This window comes from Microcoleus sp. Pol12A5 (assembly GCF_036701435.1).
Taxonomy (GTDB): domain Bacteria; phylum Cyanobacteriota; class Cyanobacteriia; order Cyanobacteriales; family Microcoleaceae; genus Microcoleus.
Window position 1 is genome coordinate 1 of sequence record NZ_JAUBQU010000067.1, and the last position, 19,124, is coordinate 19,124.

Below are 19,124 nucleotides of genomic sequence, written 5' to 3' on the forward strand. Positions count from 1 at the left end.
TTACAAATTGGGGATTGTAGTTGTTGTGGCGGGGCGAGAGTGTCCGGTGACGCAATTGCGGTGGCCGAATGCGTCGAAGTTTCCGATTCCTGCAGATTATATAGATGCACAATTGGTGTGGCATTTGTCGCCGGAGGATGCGAGGGATTACTTGCACAAAGTGAAGATTGACAAGACAGATTTGGCAGATGCTGCAATTAAATATGCCAGCGTCAATCCCGATGATAATTGGGAAAATTTGCAGGTACATCCGTTTTATTTGGGTTTGTGCGCGGATGCGGTGCTGGCGGAAAGAAGGCGGGGAATTGAGTTGCTGTCGTCGGATTTTGCGCGGATTCCGAAGTTGGAAAACAAGACTGCGGAATTAACAGATCGGTTGCTGAGTTATGTCGATAGAGAAGTGCGATCGGCAGTGCATTCGCTGAGTGCTTGCCGCGCTTTTGATGAAGATTTGTACGTGAAATTGGGAGTGGGTTGTCACTTCCAAGCAAGCAGTGCAAATTTTGAGATTTTGACGGGTTTTTCCTTTGTGTGGAAATCGCAGAAGCAGGGGGATAACTGGTATCGGATTCACGATTTATTGCGGCGTTTGGATGCCGATCGGGATCATCCGAAAACTCGCAGAGCTCATGAGGTTTTAGAGGGGCATTATCGAGAAGTGGGGAATGCGGCGGAGGCAATTTTTCATGCTAATCGCTTGGATTGGCAGCGGGGTGTGAGGGAATGGGTAGAGGTGTTTGAGGAAGCATTGGGGCTGAGTCGTTACGGGGAATGCGAGTCGTTGCTGGGTGTTAGAGATGAGTTGTGGATTAAGAGTGATTATTGGCTTGGTATAATTTCCCGATCTGAGGGAGATTACTATGCTCGATTAGCTCGATACGCAGAGGCAAAAAAGGAATATTTAGAGGCAGTTGTGGCTTACGATCGGGAACTTATCCTAATTTCCGAAGATACAGCTACCCTCACCGCTAAAGGGACGGCGCTCCGAAGTCTGGGTAAGTTACAGGCAGAGTTAAGTGAATTTGAGGCTGCAAAAATATCTTACTCAGAGGCGATCGCTGCTTCCAATTCTGCTTTACACATTGTACCGCATGATCGGTATGCTTTCAACAACAAAGGTATTGCCCTGCGATTTCTGGGTGAGTTGCAGGCACAGCTAAGTGAATTTGAGGCTGCCAAACATTCTTATTCTGAGGCGATCGTTACCTTTAATTCTGCTTTAGTTATTGCACCGGATTATAACTATGCTTTCAACAGCAAAGGGAATGCGCTGCGATGTCTGGGTGATTTGCAAGCACAGTTAAGTGAATTTGAGACGGCCAAACAGTCTTACTCTGAAGCGATCACAGCATTTAATTCTTCTTTATTTATTGCACCTGATAATATCACTGTTCTCAAAAACAAAGGACTTGCGCTGCGAAGTCTGGGTGAGTTACAAGTAAAGCTAAGTGAGTTTGACGCTGCTAAACATTCTTATTCTGAGGCGATCGCTTCTTGTAATTCTGCTTTGCAAATTGCACCGTATTATAACTATGCTCTCAACAATAAAGGGCTTGCATTGCAAAGTTTTGGTAATTTGCAGGCACATCTAAGTGATTTTGAGGCTGCCAAAGTCTCTTACTTTGAGGCAATCGCTGCTTATAATTCTGCTTTACAAATTGCAGCGGATGATAACTATGCTTTCAACAACAAAGGGATTGCGCTGCAGAATCTGGGCGCGTTACAAGTAAAACTAAGTGAGTTTGAGGCGGCAAAACAGTCTTACTCTGAGGCGATCGCAGCTTATAATTCTGCTTTACAAATTGCACCATATTATATCTATGCTCTCACCAACCAAGGAATCGCGTGGCGAAGTCTGGGTAATTTGCAAACACAGCTAAGTGAATTTGAGACTGCAAAACAGTCTTACTTTGATGCGATATCTGCCTATAATTCTGTTTTACAAATTGCACCGGATGATAACTATGCTCTCAGCAGCAAAGGGTATGCGCTGCGATGTCTGGGTGATTTGCAAGAAAAATTATCTGAGAGACAGGAAGCACTCAAGAATTGGCAAGAGGCGCTGGAAATGTTCGATCGCTCTTTAGCCATTGCTCCTAATCGCGATCGCCTTCGCAATACACGCGATGCGCTGCAACAACTTCTCAATAATTTGGGTGAGGATACTGCCAGCAGTTAGCTCAATCGAAATTAGTAAAGACGCGGCATTAAGGAGGAGGACGTGTCCAGTTAACTTAAACCGAAAGGCCACCAGGGAATGAATTCCCTGGCTAATAGCAAAAGTCCTCTGAAGAGGACTGAAGAATTCATTAGTCCTCTTCAGAGGACTTTCGCTTTGAGGCAGGGGTTTCAACCCCTGCCGGACTGCCGGACTCAGGACAGAGCGTTAAAAGCCCACCCTCGAATTTAGCTATTTAACCTTGCAGCTTACCGCCCAGATTGTCTCGGCGATGTACCCTCAGCCCGCGAACGACGGATCAGCACGCTCATCACCTGCTTCGGATTAGCGGCACGCTGTACGGGACTCCAATCGCCCACTTCTGCAAATCCCAGCCGGTACAAAGTGAGAATGGTTTCCCGGACACCTTTGGGCGAACCGACAACCGTTAACAGCACCACTTCCTGTTCGCATACTGCTGCTGAGTCGTCATTTGGGCGATCGAATTTGTTGTCGTCAGGCACGAATTCCTGTGACATAATATGTTCTCCTGGTTTTGGGTTTTCTAGAAAAACCCAAAAACCCAGCCGCCCCGCATTTCAACACATAGCAGGGCGGCTACAGAGGATGTTAAGATACTCCGTTAGCCTCCAGACTGCTATACCCAGTTTGGCGGTTAGCTGTCCATTGCTGTTAGCGCAGCTTTGGGCAGTGCAACTAGATTTTTGGGTGACACGGGCTGCCTCCTCTACAAGCAAGCAACCTCTCACTTCAAAGCGTAGCCGCAGAGGGGGCCAGCCGTCAACCGATTTTAGATTTTAGATTTTGGATTTTGGATTTTGGATTTACTCGTTACCAGCGTCAGCGGCTGGAAACCAGTTAGTTGGGCCGAAATGCTAAATTAAAAGTAATATTGCTTTAGTACAACCATGTCCAAACGACTCACCCTTGCCCAAGCACAGCAGCAGCTTCCAAACCTACCCCAAGAACTTATCAATGAGCCTATTATCATCACTCAAGATGGCGTTCCCGTTATGGCTGCAATCAGCTACACGCATTTGACTGAACTGTTAGAAACCTTAGATATTCTCACCGATACAGAATTCGTTACCAAATTGCGCCAAAGCATCACCCAAGCCCGCCAAGGCGAAACTATTTCCTGGGAAAATGCCAAAGCAAAATTGGGGCTGTGAATCACGAATAAAATGCGCTCGAATATGAGATCCAGCTTACGCCACTGGCACTGGAAATGTTGGAGGCAGTCAAAGATCGACGAGAACAGGAAAAATTGCGCGATCGCATTGATCAACTAAAAGTTGAACCACAAAAGCAAGGCAAAGCCCTTGTAGATAACCTATCAGGATTTCGCCGCATCCGAGCTGTTGGACAGCGCTATCGTATAGTTTATCAAGTCGAACAAGATCGAGTTCTAGTTGTTGTCGTGGGACTAGGGAGACGTAAAGATGGTGACAAAAAAGACATTTACACCATCTTAGAAAAACTGTTAGATCCGTGATTGTAACTTCTTATATCCGACGTATTTAAGCCGAATAAATATCATTTGTATGGACACAACAGTGTTGTGTCCTTTGCCTCCGGTAATCTCACTCCTCGCTAACAGCCAAACCAGAAACCACAGGGGCGATCGCATTTAACTTCAACACAGGATGTTCCCCTTCCACCTGCCGACAATTCCACTCATTTCTAAACAGCAAAACAGGCCTTCCCCAAGTATCTTTCACCGTCACCGTATTAAACAGCCGCCCAACTTTTTCCAGCGCCTCCCAACCGCCGTCCACCCAACGAGCTACACTGTAAGGCAACATATCGATCGTCGTTTCCACATTATATTCCGACTGCATTCTGAACTGCACCACCTCAAATTGCAACTGTCCCACAGCCGCCAAAATTGGCTCGCGTTTCGACTCATCAACCGAATACATAATTTGCACTGCGCCTTCTTCCTGCAACTCCGAAACGCCTTTGCGGAACTGCTTAAACTTAGAAGGATTGGGATTTCTCAAAAAAGCAAAAAGTTCAGGAGAAAAACAGGGAATCCCTTCATATTCCAGTTTTTGGCCGGTGTAAATAGTATCGCCGATCGCAAATACTCCCGGATTGTTCAAACCGATCACGTCGCCCGGATACGCAACCTCGATCGACTCCCGATCCTGAGCAAATAACTTTTGAGGTCTTGACAAACGCACCGTTTTACCGCTGCGAGCGTGAGTCACGTTCATGTCCTTTTCAAACTTGCCCGTACAAACCCGAATAAACGCCACCCGATCGCGGTGTCTGGGGTCCATATTCGCTTGCAATTTGAACACAAACCCGGTAAAGTCTTCATAAGTTGGCGGCAAATCTCCGGCGGTGCTCTTGCGGGCGATCGGCTTCATAGCGTAATCTAAAAACGCATCTAAAAACAGTTCGACCCCAAAATTGCTCATGGCGCTGCCAAAGAAAACAGGCGTCATTTTTCCAGCCCGAACTAAATCTAAATCCAGTTCAGTGCCTAACTCATCCAGCAGTTCCAACTCTTCTTTGAGCTGATAGTAAAGGTCTTGTTCCAACAAATCTTCAATGCGCGGGTCGCCCAATTCGATGACGGTATCAACAGCAGCACGAGAACCGTGTTTAGCGCGCTCGAATAAGTGAATTTTGCGCGCCCTGCGATCGAAAACACCTTTAAAGCGATCGCCCGTACCTATCGGCCAATTTACCGGATAAGTCTGCAACCCCAATTCCTTCTCAATTTCGTCCAACAAATCCAAGGGTTCTCTGCTAGGGCGATCGAGCTTATTAAAGAAAGTAAAAATAGGCAGACTTCGCAGCTTACAAACTTCAAATAACTTCCGAGTTTGCGGTTCCAAACCCTTAGCAGCATCCTCAAGCATCACCGCATTGTCAGCCGCCGCCAGAGTTCGATAAGTATCTTCGCTAAAATCTTGGTGTCCCGGAGTATCGAGCAGATTAATGTGATATTTTTTATACTCAAACTGCAAAACAGTAGAAGTAATAGAAATTCCCCGCTGCTGTTCCATCGCCATCCAGTCAGAGGTAGCGTGTCGCTGGGCCCGCCGCGCTTTCACAGAACCTGCTTCGTGAATTGCACCTCCGTACAGCAGCAGCTTTTCTGTCAAAGTAGTTTTACCCGCGTCAGGGTGCGAGATAATAGCAAAGTTGCGCCGGCGCTCAACAGCAGTTAGCAGTTCAGTTTCGAGTTCTGTTGTCATTACAAATTAGGTAGGGGAATCATCACCCGATCGCCATTATAGCCTGTGCTACAGTTGCTATTAAAGGTAAAATTATCAATAAAGTCAAGGAAAAGTAATATGTACGACTCTGACAAGCGAAAGCTGCTATCACTGGTGTGCCACGGGGCGATTTTTTTTAGTACGTTACTGTTCTCGATCGGAGCGCCGATCGCTGTATTGTTAGTATCAGATGACCCCGTTGTCAAAGAAAATGCCACAGAAGCGATCAATTTTCACCTTAATGTATGGGTGTACAGCGCCGTAATTGTGGCGTTAACTGTCGTCACTTTCGGTCTTGCTGGCTTTATCCTAGTGCCCCTAGGTTATCTGCTGCACTGGGGACTGACAATAATGGCTATCCTCAGCGTTTTGCAAAATCCTAACCAACCTTACCGCTACCCTTTTATTTTCCGAATAGTTTAGACAGCAAATTGCGCTTCACCATCGATTTCAATAACCCGATTTCTTCTTAAAGAAACCGGGTTTTTAATTGTTTTATAACTCACATTCGTTACTCCCAACTGGCAAATACACTGTTTAAGTGAGAAAGAGGGTTGATTATCGGAAACAATACTCAGTAAAAAAAATTAAAAGTTTGTGAAACTCAGCATCATCCAGTTGGGGATTGCTGAAAATTAACCTAACATTATGAGTGAAATGTTCTTAATCCATAAAAATTCAAAAATTAAAGCACAATCAACTATTAATTATGGTGTCTTCGCCCTGTTGCCGCGCTGTTGTGTACGCTAATTTGATCTTCCCTTGATGCCGTTTCCCAAACTATGCTACCGCCTTTGGGTTATTTCGCAGAGTTAGGGCGGATATTAGATCGCTCCGAACCATCGTTTTTGCTTTAGCTGTGCTATTTTTGCATCTGGCGATGGTTTTATTGAAATTGTCCACCAATTCTATCTCCACCAGGAGTCTTAAAACTTAATACAATATTTTTCCAATAAAAATCCCGCTCTTGTGGAACGGGAAAGCCATCAGGGTGCATCTATATATATGTCAGTATAACTCATAGGGGGTATAACCCCTCGTAGCTTTATCGAATCTTTACAATCACAAAATTTTTGTAAAGATTGAGGTTTTTATTTGACTGAACAGCCGTTTTATGAAATTAAAATGGAAAATGCTGACATTTATAAAATCAAGTGAGTTTCCTCTGAATAATCAAAATTTTAAGCTCCTTTACCATGCTTCGGCCAGTGGTGGAGCAAATACCATAAGATGCCTACATTTGTGATAAATACCGCTAACTTAAGTACCGTGAGCCCGTGAACTAATTCATATATTTCAGGGGGTATACTGATGCTTACAAGCACTAAAACTAAGATTGTTGCCCAGTCTTTTTCGTACCACAAACCAACGGCTTCAACAGCAGTTAAGACTGCATAAAGTGCTGCGATGAGTCCGCTAATTAGTAAGTTTTTGGGGTTAAGAATTAGAAGTTTGTCTAAGATGAATTCAATAATTTTTAGTTTGCTTTCTAACAAATAAGATTGCGAAAATTCTTCTAAAGCTTGATGATTTTTTAAGGCGAAAAGCAAAGCAATCGAAGTTACTGTCAAGAGCGAAGCCACAAATGTTTTGTAAAAGACAATTGCGATTAAAGCAGGAGCGTGATGTTTCTTCACCTTAATTCTAGAAAAAATATCAATAATGTGCGATCGCCTGGTTAGGCTGTTTAGGATTTAAAAATTAAATTTTAGTAGAGTGCGTCAGCAATTAGCTAGTCTATTATATCAAAAATAACGCGCTGCTGACGCACCTTACTAAGTTTGAGGATAACGTTGTGCTAAGAAAGAGATAGCAGCAGCCCGATCGCCCAAATCGCCATCCAACTTCGCCGCCAGCAAATCATCCAACATTCGTTTAAACCCAGGTCCCGGCTTATAACCCAAAGCCTTCAAATCGTTGCCATTTAAAGGCGGCTCAACATTCGCCCACCTGGTGAGATATTCCCAAATTTGACGGCGTGCACTTCGCGGACTTTGTAGGGCGATCGCAATTAACATCGGCAACTCATAATTTCTCAACAGCAGCACCAATTGACTCGGCAACTCGCACTTAGGCAAATTCTCTGCTAACTGATTCTTTCCGGCTTCCAAAACTTCCAGCCGCTTAATGCTGTCAGCAGGTAACTGAAGATTTGCAGCCACCTTGCCGCGATATTCCGGTGCTAAATAAGCTATCAAAACTTCCAGACGCATCTGCCAATCAGGAATATTGATAATAGGAAATGGGGAATTGGGCATCGGGAATTGGGCATCGGGAATTGGGAATTGGGAATTGGGGATAGTTTGTTCCTTCTTCCCTCTTCCTTCTTCCTTTTTCCCTCTTCCCTCCTCCTTCTTCCTGACCTCCTTTACATCCGTTACATCCGTTACATAATCCGTTGCCGAACCTTCCTTCCTTCTTCCTTGCAAACACCGATCGAGCAAACGCAGTTGCCGCCACAACTCCCGATCCAACTCCAAACTAGGATGAATGCAGCGCAAAGCCTGCAAATCTCCCAGCATTTGCAAAGCAACTTTCCAGTAAGGAGCTTGCAAAATGTATTTTAATTCGCTTTTGAGCCGAGTTTCCAAAGCCGGAGCTCGGCCGTTTTCCCCCTGAATTCGGTAATAAATCCCGCTGGCCAAAGCGTTGCGGATGTATCCTTCCGTCTGCGGCTCAATTTCAAATCCCAAGCGCACCGCAAACCGCACAGCGCGATAAATTCGCGTCGGATCTTCGATAAAACTGTTGGCGTGCAAAACTCGAATTTGCTTCGATTCCAAGTCCAGCAAACCGCAAAAAAAATCTAACAATTCGCCACTGCGAGGAATACCCAACCGCACAGCCAGCGCATTAATTGTAAAATCCCTGCGGTACAAATCTTGGCGAATTGAACTCGCTTCAACTTCAGGATTTGCAGCCGGATAAGGGTAAAATTCAGTGCGAGCCGTAGCGATATCCACCCACAGCGAGCCGAAAGCAGAGTCTTTGTGCCACAAAAGCGCAGCGGTTTGAAATTGACCGTGAACGTCCAAACGCGATTCCGGGTAAAGTTTTTGCAGCGATGAAGCTAACTCGACACCAGCACCGGAATCGTCGGAACCGCACTTTCCATCCACAACCAAATCGATATCTGTTAGCGCCAGTGTATCATCCGTGGCTAAGAGTAAATCCCGGACTGCTCCACCCACAATATAAAGTTGCCAGCCGCGATTTTGGGCAATATTGGCGGCGATCGACAATAATTGCCATAATTCGGGACTGATGCGCGATCGCAACAACTGCTCAACCGATTCGGGCACGGCACAATAAGACAATTCTGTACTACTTCCCCTATCTCGCGCTTTTTGCTGGTGCAATTCCCGCAACACATCAGTGCGAGTCACAATTCCTACAAGTTGACCGTTTTCCAATACTGGCAAGCGCCCGATATCATACATCACCATTAAAGATTCAATTTCTGGCAGCAAGGTATCTGGGGCGATCGTTTTTAACTGCGGACTCATGTAACCCTTCACCGGGGCGTGACTGAAACCGTGGTGCAGGGCAATGTCAATGTCGCGGCGCGAGATAATGCCGGCCAGTCGATCGCCCGCATCCACCACAGAAAGCCCCGAATGTCCGTAACGTAGGAGGATACGGTGAGCTTCCCCCACCGATGTTTCCGGGCGAATACTCCGCACTGGAGACGACATTAACTCGCGCGCTGTCGGAGGGTGGGGAATTTGAGTTTTGAGTTCGTCAGCTAACTGATTTAAAGTCAGCAGGGGGTCAACATCGCGGGTGGCGAGGGAAGCAGCGCGGGCGTGGCCTCCGCCGCCGAAGGGTTTGAACAATTCGCTGAGGTTTGTTCCTTCGATGCGCGATCGACCGATAATAGTTAATCGATTGGAAACTGGCGATTCGGGAGCGATGTTGCGGTTGTTTTCGTTTTCGCTAAATTTATAAACATTACCTAACAGCAGAGCATCGGTTTCAGTTAAATCGAGCAAGCGAGAAGCCAGAGAAGAAAGTCCGGGAACGTAAGCTTCAGTAGATAGCAGCACCCAGGCTACGCTGTAACCGTGCAAAGTTTCCGATCGCAAATTATTCAGCGCTTCTCTAAGCAAATCTTGCAATTGAGGAGACAAACCGGGTTCTACATATTCAGCTATTACCCCCAAACTCGCTCCCTGTTCCATCAACCAAGCCAAAGCTATTGCATCTCGCGCAGTTGCACCCTCAAAGGTAAGGGAACCTGTATCGACGTGGATGCCGAGGGCCATTACTGTTGCTTCCGAAGGCAGAAGGCGGAAGGGTATGTCGCTGTTTTCTGCTTGATTTTTGAGCTTTTCGACAATCAATGTTGTGCTGGCTCCGACTGCTTCGATCTGCGTAACAGTAGCGGGGATGTCTGAATGCGCCTCTAGGTGGTGGTCGAAAATAGCAATTTCCCTTACTTGTGGCAAATCCAGCCACTCGGCGGCTTTTCCCAAGCGATCGCGCCCGGAGGCATCAACTATAGTAATCGATCGAATTTGTTGCGGATTGACCGATCGACGTTCAATCAGTGGGTACTCGTCGCGGTGTAGCGCCAAAAAATCCCGCACTGTCGGGTGACACCCGCCCGTCAATACGATCCTGCTACCGGGGCGCAGCACGCAAAGTCCCACCGCCGCTCCCAAGGCGTCAAAATCTGCTGTTGTGTGGCACAAAACTAAGTCCATAGCCGAAAATCCCGCATCTCTAACTCAAACAGTAGCAATTTCTCGCCCTCTGAAACCGGATGTGTCGATCGGGCTTTAAGTTAACCTTTCCAGTTTTCTGTGCTGTAACGAACAATGATAAAATTGATAAAAATCTTAAGAGCCGCTGATGCCTGTTCGCGCAACGCCCGAATTTGCCTGGGTTCTTTCGTATCAATCAACCGACAATCTCCCGATCAATTATCGGGAAACTGTCAAAAACTAGAATTTGGAAGATTTTTTTCGGTTCTGGGAAACTATTTCCGATCAACGCACGGTTATATCGAAAGGAGAAAAGATGTTATCAATTCTGTTTCAAGTGGTTTTACTGGGTCTGGTACTGCTGTCTTTTGTGATGGTCGTTGGCGTGCCAGTTGCTTATGCCTCTCCCCAAAACTGGAATCAGTCTAAATCCCTGATTTATGTCGGATCGGGTCTGTGGTTTTTGCTGGTTATTGCAGTGGGTGTATTGAACTTTTTAGTCGTTTAATTTCACCCAAGTCTATCGAATAAAGAAGGTAAAAGATAGAAGGATGAAGGCATTCACCAGTGATTGAAAGGCATTCGGCAGAAGCTAGGAATTTTCCAGACCGCGCGATCCTGTATGTTTTTGCACTTGAGATTCAGATGAGATGCTGCTGCTTTCTGACTTTTGCCTTCTCACAAAAAAAAACTAAAATCTAAAACCTAAAATCTAAAGTAGAGCATTATGACTGTTTTCGAGGGAACTTTTACTCACACCGAATCTTTGCGATTTGCGATTGTCATCGGTCGTTTTAACGATTTGGTGGTTAACAAACTTTTGGAGGGATGTCAAGATTGTTTGAAACGCCACGGGGTTGATATTAATCCTCATGGCTCTCAAGTGGACTTTTTTTGGGTTCCGGGAAGTTTTGAGATTCCTTTGGTGGCGCGCCAAGCTGCTCTTTCTCACCGCTACGATGCGGTAATTTGTCTGGGTGCGGTAATTCGGGGCCAAACTCCTCATTTCGATTTTGTGGCTGGTGAGGTTGCTAAGGGAATTGCTGCTGCTGCTTTTCAGACAGGGGTGCCGGTGATTTTTGGGGTGGTGACGACTGACACGATGCAGCAAGCTTTGGAAAGGGCTGGAATTAAAAGCAATTTGGGCTGGAATTATGCGATGAGTGCTTTGGAAATGGGCACTTTGATGCGCCAAGTTAAGGGTTTGGGAACACACTCTTACGGTCACTTAGCTAGTGGATCTGCTGCTCAAGTGCTTTCGGGCGAAGCAAATCTGGCGATCGCCCCCGATGTCTCGTCCGATCAAATCCCCTCGTAAGTTCGGATAGCAGTATTTTTAAGCTCAAAAAACATCAAGATTTGCATCGGGAAAAATATTAAGACAATTGTGGGGTGGTGATTATGCCCGCCCCGAAGGTAAAAATTCCACTCTGGGCCATTGGTAACAAGTTAAGCTAAGAAAGCATTTGTCAATCAGCAATTATGCTCAACATTTACTCGGATTTTGGGCATAAAACTGAGATTTGGGCGATCGAGGAATCCTGCCGAGGGTGATATTTATACCTACTCCCTCTCAAATCGTGAATTTTCCACTCCTCAAAAAGCAGTTTTTTTGAGTAATATTACTGATTGACAAATGCAATTAAGTTTTAACTTGTCACCAATGAACCGGAAATGATATTAGACCCATATCTTGCCAATTGGAAAAGGGCACTTTGATGCGTCAAGTTCATGCTTGGGACGGAAATTCTGACGCTTCATTACCTGCGTCTGCTGCTGTTCAAGTGCTGTCGGGCGAAGCAAATCTGGCTATAGCCCCGGATCTATCGTCAGATAGAATACTGTAATTTCTACAAGGCATATTTTGCCAAAAATAGCCACAATTCCAAATTCAGATTTTGACAAGTGGCAGCATTTGATTCACTTTTTGTTCTGCAACACATATACCTTTCAAAGACCGATATCCTCCTAAACTGTTGAATAATGTGGAATATCTAGATTATCGTCTATTCCCAAAGAGGTATTATGGGATTTTTGTGTTGAATAAGGTTGAATCAATATCAAAAATTCGTTATGTTAACTTAGGTGTAAGTATTGAGGTTCTCTAAACTCGCTCCTGGCAGGGATTTCAGTATAAATGCTGTAGTAGGATAAGTATTTAACCTCTTCTTAATCAACAGCCCTGAAAACAGCTTTATAGATTAATTGTTCAGATAATATTGAATGACAATATTGTCAAGCGAATGCCTAGAAAGCTTTCCTGCTAAGGTATTCAGCGTTTTTGCCGTGACCTGAATACTTACAGTTACTTATCAACATGAAAGTGCAAAAATCTTATGGGTGACATTCAAGCTACCTTTACATCTACCGATCGAGCTTTTCAGATTGAGGGGTACGAAAAAATAGATTTCAGCCTGCTATACGTCGATGGTGCTTTCAAGCTGGAGAATCATGAGATTGCGGATAGTTACCGCCAATTCGGTCGCTGTTTAATGGTTGTAGATGAAACAGTCTACGGTCTGTATGGTGCACAGATGCAGGATTATTTCAAGCATCACGAGATAGATTTAACAGTCTATCCAGTTAATATCAAGGAACCTGATAAGACATTAAAAACTTTTGAAAGCATCATAGATGCCTTCGTTGATTTCGGACTCGTGCGGAAGGAGCCTGTTTTGGTAGTGGGTGGTGGATTGACTACAGACGTAGCTGGTTTTGCCTGCTCATCCTATCGCCGTCGGACTAACTACATTCGCGTACCGACAACCTTAATTGGGCTGATTGATGCCAGTGTGGCGATCAAAGTAGCTGTGAACCACGGTAAGCTGAAAAACCGCCTCGGCGCTTACCACGCTTCGCAGAAAGTAATTTTAGATTTCTCCTTTCTGAAAACTCTGCCGATCGACCAAATACGAAACGGCATGGCAGAGTTAATTAAGATTGCCGTAGTAGGCAACAAAGAAATCTTCGAGTTGTTAGAAAACTACGGCGAAGCATTGCTGCACAGCCATTTTGGTTATTTAGACGGCACATCTGAACTGCGCGAAGTCGCACATCGCTTAACCTACAACGCGATTCAGTCAATGCTGGCATTAGAAGTACCAAACCTCCACGAGCTAGATTTGGATCGGGTGATTGCCTACGGTCACACCTGGAGTCCGACGCTGGAACTAACACCGGAAATTCCGATGTTCCACGGTCACAGTGTTGCCATCGATATGGCTTTTTCGGCGACCATTGCCCAACTGCGGGGCTATATTTCGATCGCCGATCGCGATCGCATCTTAGGATTAATGAGCCGCCTCGGACTAGCAATTGATAGCCCTTATCTGACATCAGAACTGCTATGGAAAGCCACAACATCGATCAGTCGTACCCGCGACGGCCTTCAGCGCGCTGCGGCTCCCCGCCCCATTGGTGAATGCTTTTTCATGAACGATTTGACTCGAGGTGAGTTGGATAAAGCCCTACTGGTTCATCGAGAAATCTGTCAGGGCTATCCGCGCCGCGGCGATGGCGAGGATATGTATGTGGTATTGCAGAAAGTTGCAACTCCTTCCACAGCCGGGGTATGACCATGAGACCCGTTACCCCAGTCGGGATTTTAGCTGCTAAACTCGAAAGTCTCGTCTCGCAAGTAGAAAAAATCGATAATCTCGATCGAGCTTTCAAGGCCCAATTACAACAAGCCTACGAACTAGCCAATGGTCTCGATCCGTACCTGAATCTTTGTACCACGCCGGAATCTCCCGCATTAGCCGCGTTAGTAAAGCGCACTCAATCAGAAGATTGGAGTAAGCGATTCTCTGACGGCGAGACAGTGCGCCAATTGGAACAGGAGATGCTATCGGGTCATGTGGAAGGCCAAATGCTGAAATTTCTCGTCCATCTCACCAAAGCGCAGCGCGTACTGGAAATCGGGATGTTTACCGGGTACTCAGCACTAGCGATGGCGGAAGCACTGCCGGTGGATGGAGTGGTGGTAGCCTGCGAAGTAGACGCTTACGTCGCTGAATTTGCCCAGAAGTGTTTTGACGAATCTACTGCCGGTCACAAAATCTCAGTAAAGGTGGCACCGGCTCTAGAAACCATGAAACAATTGGCCCAAGACGGGGAAGTCTTCGATTTGGTGTTTATCGATGCTGATAAAGCTGGATACACAGATTATCTCGATTTACTCCTAACTACAGGGCTGTTGGCTCCCAATGGCTTGATCTGTGCAGACAATACTCTGATGCAGGGACAGCCATATTTGTCGGGTACTGCTACTGAGAACGGAGTTGCGATCGCCAAATTCAACCAGGCTCTAGTTGACGATCCGCGGGTAGAGCAAGTGTTAGTGCCGCTGAGAGATGGATTGACCTTAATTCGGCGCGTTTAGTAGAACAAAACTTAGGCGTCAAAACCTTCACAACCGGGTTTTTTGCCCAGGCGGGCTGTAACGAAGTCCGATGTCAAAAAACCCGGTTTTTAACCACCCGTGCGTCATATCAAATCGGCGCTTCATCGGCATGATTCATCTCTCTGTTCTGGACTGCGCCTGCGTAGCTTCAAAAGCGGTTTAATCCTTCAAAAACCACCGCTAATTAGAGTATTTACTTAGTAAAAAATTATGATCGAAACAGTTTCAACGGCAGCGATGCCATCTGAACAGGAAACAAACGCGACGACTAGGCGCTTCCAGACAGTCAAAACCATAGCAACCTTAATTTTGCTGCTCTTGGTACTGCCCCTGAATCTCGCTTTAACAGCGATCGCCCTACTGAGAGCCATCATCATCAAACCGTTTCAGTCTCGAACGATCGCGGAGTCTCCCCAAACGATTTTGGTCGGCGGCGGCAAGAGGACCAAAGCATTACAGCTAGCGAGATCCTTCCATAAGGCCGGTCATCGGGTAATTTTGTTTGAAACCCACAAATACTGGCTGACAGGTCATCGTTACTCTTGGGCAGTCGATCGCTTTTACACAGTACCAAATCCCCAGGCAGAGGAATACCCTCAAGCACTCTTAAAAATTGTCCAACAAGAGAAAGTTGATGTTTACGTTCCGGTCACTAGTGCAGGCGGCAGTTACTACGATGCCAAAGCCAAAAGCGTACTTTCTCCTCACTGTACGGTAATGCAGCTAGATGTCGAAACTCTGGAACGTTTGGATAATAAATATGAGTTGGCAACAGCAGCCAAAGCGTTGGGGCTGCGAGTTCCGAAGTCCTACCGGATTACTAATCCCCAACAAGTAATCGATTTTGATTTTAGTGACGCACAGCGTCCATATATTCTCAAAAGTATTCCCTACGATTCTATTCGCAGGTTAAACCTGACGAAGTTACCCTGCGAAACCCCAGCCGAAACAGCCGCTTTTGTGAAATCTTTACCAATTTCCGAGAGTAAACCTTGGATTATGCAAGAGTATATTCGCGGGCAAGAATACTGCACTCACAGTACAATTCGTGATGGTCATCTTCAGTTGCATTGTTGTTGCAAATCATCGGCGTTTCAGATAAATTACGAGCATGTCGATCGCCCGGATATCGAAAATTGGATTCGTCACTTTGCCAAGAGTCTAAATCTGACAGGACAAGTTTCCTTTGATTTCATTGAGGCGGCGGATGATGGAGAGATTTACGCGATCGAATGCAACCCGCGCACCCATTCAGCCATCGCGGTATTTTACAACCATCCCGATGTGGCAAAAGCTTATTTGGCACCCGACCCTTTACCACAGACAGTGCAGCCTTTGGCATCGAGTCGCCCGACTTACTGGATTTACCATGAAATTTGGCGATTGGTGACTCATTTGTGGTCGCCCAAGATAGTTTATGAGCGGTTACAAATTATTGCAAAAGGCAAAGATGCCATCTTTGAGTGGGACGATCCGCTGCCGTTTTTGATGGTGCATCATTGGCACATTCCCTTGTTGTTATGGGCAGATTTAAAGAAGACGAATGAGTGGATTGGGATTGATTTTAATATTGGCGAACTTGTGGAAATAGGGGGAGAGTGAGTATGTCAGTATGACGGGTTTTGCATTTAGTCGGCTCGGCAGTTAGCGATTTTTACTGTGATTTATCAGGGTTAATGAGTCGCCTAGGACTAGCGATAGACAGCCCTTATCTCACATCAGACAGGCTCTAGTTGACGATCCGCGCGTAGAGCAAGTATTACTGCCGATCAGAGATGGATTGACCTTAATTCGGCGCGTTTAGAGCGTGTTCTCTTGCCCCGGAGATTCCCTTAATCAGGCGGGATCGGAGCGGTCAAAGTCCTAATGCGGATTTAGCCGGATCTGATCTGTGCAACCGGATTAGATCTAATTCATCTGCGTTAATCTGTGTTAATCTGCCCTCATCTGCGGTTGAAAAAAGATAATTTATGAACCGCAGATGACAATGGATGGACCCGGATTTACGCAGATGAAAACAAGAAAGATATGAATAATTCCGATGCTAACAGATTTGATATTACGTTTAATTAGAGTGTCTACTTACTAGAAAATTATGATCGAAACAGTTTCAACGGCAGCGATGCCATCTGAACAGGAAACAAAGGCGGCTTTTAGGCGCTTCCAGACATCAGTCAAAACCATAGCAACCTTTATTTTGCTGCTATTGGTACTGCCCCTGAATCTCGCTTTAACTGCGATCGCCCTACTGAGATCCATCATCATCAAACCGTTTCAGTCTCGAACGATCGCGGAGTCTCCCCAAACGATTTTGATTAACGGCGGCAAGACGACCAAAGCATTACAGCTAGCGAGATCGTTCCATAAGGCCGGTCATCGGGTAATTTTGGTTGAAACCCACGAATACAGGCTGATGGGTAATCGATACTCTTGGGCAGTCGATCGCTTTTACACAGTACCAAGTCTCCAGGCAGAGGAATACCCTCAAGCACTCTTAAAAATTGTCCAACAAGAGGGAGTTAATGTTTACGTTCCCGTCAGTAGTCCAGAGGGCAGTTACTACGATGCCAAAGCCAAAAAGGTACTTTCTCCTCACTGTACGGTAATGCACATAGATGTCGAAACTCTGCAACGTTTGGATGATAAGTATGAGTTGGCCACCGCCGCCGAAGCGTTGGGGCTGCGAGTTCCGAAGTCCTACCGGATTACTAATCCCCAACAAGTAATCGATTTTGATTTTAGTGACGCACAGCGTCCATATATTATCAAAAGTATTCCCTACGATTGTGTCCACAGGTTTGATCTCACTAAGTTACCCTGCGCGACCCCATCAGAAACAGCCGCTTTTGTCAATTCATTACCAATTTCCGAGAGTAAACCTTGGATTATGCAAGAGTATATTCCAGGGCAAGAATACTGCACTCACAGTACCGTCCGTAACGGTCATCTTCAGTTGCACTGTTGCTGCAAATCATCGGCGTTTCAGCTAAATTACCAGAATGTCGATCGCCCGGATATCGAAAATTGGATTCGTCAGTTGACAAAGAGTCTAAATCTGACTGGACAAGTTTCTTTTGATTTCATTGAGGCGGCGGATGATGGAGAGATTTACGCGATCGAATGCAACCCGCGCACCCATACAGCCATCACGATGTTTTACAACCATCCCGATGTGGCAAAAGCTTATTTGGAACCGGACCCTTTACCGCAGACAGTGCAGCCTTTGGCATCTAGTCGCCCGACTTACTGGATTTACCAGGAAATTTGGCGATTGGTGACTCATTTGTGGTCGCCCAAGCTAGTTTATGAGCGGTTAAAAATTATCGCCCAAGGCAAAGATGCCATCTTCGAGTGGGACGATCCGCTACCGTTTTTGATGGTGCATCATTGGCACATTCCCTTGTTGTTATGGGGAAATTTGCGTCAGCCGAAAGAGTGGATGAAAATTTATTTTCATAGTGGAATAATTCTGTAAATAGGGGGAGATTGAGTATGTCAGTATTACGGGTTTTGCATTTAGTAGGCTCGGCAGACAGTGAATTTTACGATAAATTGTCGCGCTTTTATGCCCCATATTGTCTGGAGCAAACTGCTAATCCAGCACTCTATGAATTTCATATAGCCTATATTTCTCCCGGTGGCCAATGGCGTTTTCCCACCTCTCTCGATCCGAGTGCGATCGCGGCCGCTAATCCCATGTCTCTAGCGGGCGCTGTACAGGTGCTGACAGAGCTAAAGATTGACGTAATGGTACCGCAGATGTTTTGCATCCCCGGCATGACTCAATACCGTAGCTTGTTCGATCTGCTGAATATTCCTTATGTGGGTAATACCCCAGAGGTGATGGCACTGACTGCTGACAAAGCGAAGGCTAAGGCAGTAGTAGCGGCCGCTGGGGTAAGCGTACCGTTGGGAGAAGTTGTCCGCGCGGGCGTGAGATCTTCGATTGATTTTCCGGTGGTGCTCAAGCCACTGAATGCGGATAATTCTCTGGGAGTTGCCTTAGTTAAAAATGCTGCTGACTATGATGCGGCTTTGCAGACAGCATTGACTCATTCAGAGGAAGTGTTAGTAGAAAAATTCATTGAATTGGGTAGAGAAGTTCGCTGTGGGATTATTGTCCAAGATGGCGAGCTAGTCTGTTTGCCGCTGGAAGAGTATCCTGTAGATCCTGATACCCAACCGATTCGGACTTATGCCGATAAGCTCCAACAAAATGAGGATGGTAGCTTGACTGGTTCCACTAAAAATACCAGGCCGTGGATAGTTGATAAGAGCGATCCGATTACGGAGAGAGTTTGGGCCCAGGCCACAAAATGCCACATCGCTTTGGGCTGTCGCCACTACAGTTTATTTGATTTTCGCATTGACCCCGATGGACAACCTTGGTTCTTAGAAGCGGGGCTGTACTGTTGTTTGGCCGAAAAAAGCGTGATTGCGGTTATGGCCAAAGCATCAGGAATTTCTCTGGATACTTTGTTTCAGAGTATGCTGCAAAATGCCTTACAAGGTCGATCGGGTACAACGAACGGTGCAACAAGTAATGTAAATTCGGGTACGGCAGTGATGGTTGAGCGTTGACAGTCTAGCGATGAATGGGGAAT

The 19,124-nt window shown here is 45.9% G+C and carries 17 protein-coding genes; 13 read left to right on the top strand and 4 right to left on the bottom strand.

What is annotated here, in order from left to right:
* Positions 1 to 2,179 (top strand): hypothetical protein (locus QUA45_RS17885; protein ID WP_333221732.1); only part of this gene is annotated, 2,179 nt, incomplete at its 5' end.
* A gap of 248 nt (positions 2,180 to 2,427) precedes the next feature.
* On the opposite strand, the gene QUA45_RS17890 is transcribed toward QUA45_RS17885, so the two are convergent.
* Positions 2,428 to 2,697, bottom strand: coding sequence for a hypothetical protein (locus QUA45_RS17890; protein ID WP_333221733.1), 270 nt, complete (start codon positions 2,695 to 2,697; stop codon positions 2,428 to 2,430).
* Positions 2,698 to 3,087: 390 nt separating this feature from the next.
* Here QUA45_RS17890 and QUA45_RS17895 point away from each other — a divergent pair, with 390 nt between their 5' ends.
* Both QUA45_RS17895 and QUA45_RS17900 read left to right on the top strand, forming a co-directional pair.
* On the top strand, positions 3,088 to 3,351 hold the full coding sequence (locus QUA45_RS17895; protein ID WP_333221734.1) for a prevent-host-death protein: 264 nt from the start codon (positions 3,088 to 3,090) through the stop codon (positions 3,349 to 3,351).
* A 29-nt stretch (positions 3,352 to 3,380) separates the two neighbouring features.
* On the top strand, positions 3,381 to 3,674 hold the full coding sequence (locus tag QUA45_RS17900; RefSeq protein ID WP_333221750.1) for a type II toxin-antitoxin system RelE/ParE family toxin: 294 nt from the start codon (positions 3,381 to 3,383) through the stop codon (positions 3,672 to 3,674).
* Between the two features lie 88 nt (positions 3,675 to 3,762).
* Here QUA45_RS17900 and prfC read toward each other — a convergent pair whose 3' ends face one another.
* Positions 3,763 to 5,391, bottom strand: coding sequence for a peptide chain release factor 3 (gene prfC / locus QUA45_RS17905; RefSeq protein WP_333221735.1), 1,629 nt, complete (start codon positions 5,389 to 5,391; stop codon positions 3,763 to 3,765).
* 99 nt (positions 5,392 to 5,490) lie between these two features.
* Here prfC and QUA45_RS17910 point away from each other — a divergent pair, with 99 nt between their 5' ends.
* Complete coding sequence (locus tag QUA45_RS17910; RefSeq protein WP_333094550.1) at positions 5,491 to 5,835, top strand: DUF4870 domain-containing protein; 345 nt, start codon at positions 5,491 to 5,493, stop codon at positions 5,833 to 5,835.
* A gap of 758 nt (positions 5,836 to 6,593) precedes the next feature.
* Here QUA45_RS17910 and QUA45_RS17915 read toward each other — a convergent pair.
* Together QUA45_RS17915 and QUA45_RS17920 are read right to left on the bottom strand one after the other, a co-directional pair.
* Positions 6,594 to 7,049, bottom strand: a complete 456-nt coding sequence (locus tag QUA45_RS17915; RefSeq protein ID WP_333221736.1) for a DUF2127 domain-containing protein — start codon at positions 7,047 to 7,049, stop codon at positions 6,594 to 6,596.
* 138 nt (positions 7,050 to 7,187) lie between these two features.
* A complete protein-coding gene (locus QUA45_RS17920) occupies positions 7,188 to 10,118 on the bottom strand; it encodes a CBS domain-containing protein (protein ID WP_333221737.1) in 2,931 nt (976 codons plus the stop codon).
* Between the two features lie 316 nt (positions 10,119 to 10,434).
* On the opposite strand from QUA45_RS17920, the gene psbZ reads away from it, so the two are divergent.
* The 9 genes from psbZ to QUA45_RS17965 all read left to right on the top strand — a co-directional run bounded on the left by psbZ (position 10,435) and on the right by QUA45_RS17965 (position 19,101).
* Positions 10,435 to 10,626 (top strand): photosystem II reaction center protein PsbZ, encoded by a 192-nt coding sequence (psbZ, locus tag QUA45_RS17925; RefSeq protein ID WP_190735314.1) that lies wholly within the window; start codon positions 10,435 to 10,437, stop codon positions 10,624 to 10,626.
* A 219-nt stretch (positions 10,627 to 10,845) separates the two neighbouring features.
* Positions 10,846 to 11,436, top strand: coding sequence for a 6,7-dimethyl-8-ribityllumazine synthase (gene ribH, locus QUA45_RS17930; protein WP_333094553.1), 591 nt, complete (start codon positions 10,846 to 10,848; stop codon positions 11,434 to 11,436).
* Positions 11,437 to 11,836: 400 nt separating this feature from the next.
* On the top strand, positions 11,837 to 11,965 hold the full coding sequence (locus QUA45_RS17935; RefSeq protein WP_333221738.1) for a hypothetical protein: 129 nt from the start codon (positions 11,837 to 11,839) through the stop codon (positions 11,963 to 11,965).
* Between the two features lie 489 nt (positions 11,966 to 12,454).
* Complete coding sequence (locus QUA45_RS17940) at positions 12,455 to 13,693, top strand: sedoheptulose 7-phosphate cyclase (protein ID WP_333221739.1); 1,239 nt, start codon at positions 12,455 to 12,457, stop codon at positions 13,691 to 13,693.
* Between the two features lie 2 nt (positions 13,694 to 13,695).
* Positions 13,696 to 14,499: a class I SAM-dependent methyltransferase gene (locus tag QUA45_RS17945; protein ID WP_333221740.1), complete on the top strand. Its 804-nt coding sequence runs from the start codon at positions 13,696 to 13,698 to the stop codon at positions 14,497 to 14,499.
* Between the two features lie 231 nt (positions 14,500 to 14,730).
* Positions 14,731 to 16,122 carry an ATP-grasp domain-containing protein gene (locus QUA45_RS17950; protein ID WP_333221741.1) on the top strand — a complete coding sequence of 464 codons (1,392 nt, stop codon included), beginning with the start codon at positions 14,731 to 14,733 and terminating at the stop codon, positions 16,120 to 16,122.
* A gap of 64 nt (positions 16,123 to 16,186) precedes the next feature.
* Positions 16,187 to 16,324 carry a hypothetical protein gene (locus QUA45_RS17955; RefSeq protein ID WP_333221751.1) on the top strand — a complete coding sequence of 46 codons (138 nt, stop codon included), beginning with the start codon at positions 16,187 to 16,189 and terminating at the stop codon, positions 16,322 to 16,324.
* A gap of 291 nt (positions 16,325 to 16,615) precedes the next feature.
* Positions 16,616 to 17,995, top strand: coding sequence for an ATP-grasp domain-containing protein (locus tag QUA45_RS17960; protein ID WP_333221742.1), 1,380 nt, complete (start codon positions 16,616 to 16,618; stop codon positions 17,993 to 17,995).
* Between the two features lie 17 nt (positions 17,996 to 18,012).
* Positions 18,013 to 19,101, top strand: coding sequence for an ATP-binding protein (locus tag QUA45_RS17965; protein WP_333221743.1), 1,089 nt, complete (start codon positions 18,013 to 18,015; stop codon positions 19,099 to 19,101).
* Positions 19,102 to 19,124: the final 23 nt, after the last annotated feature.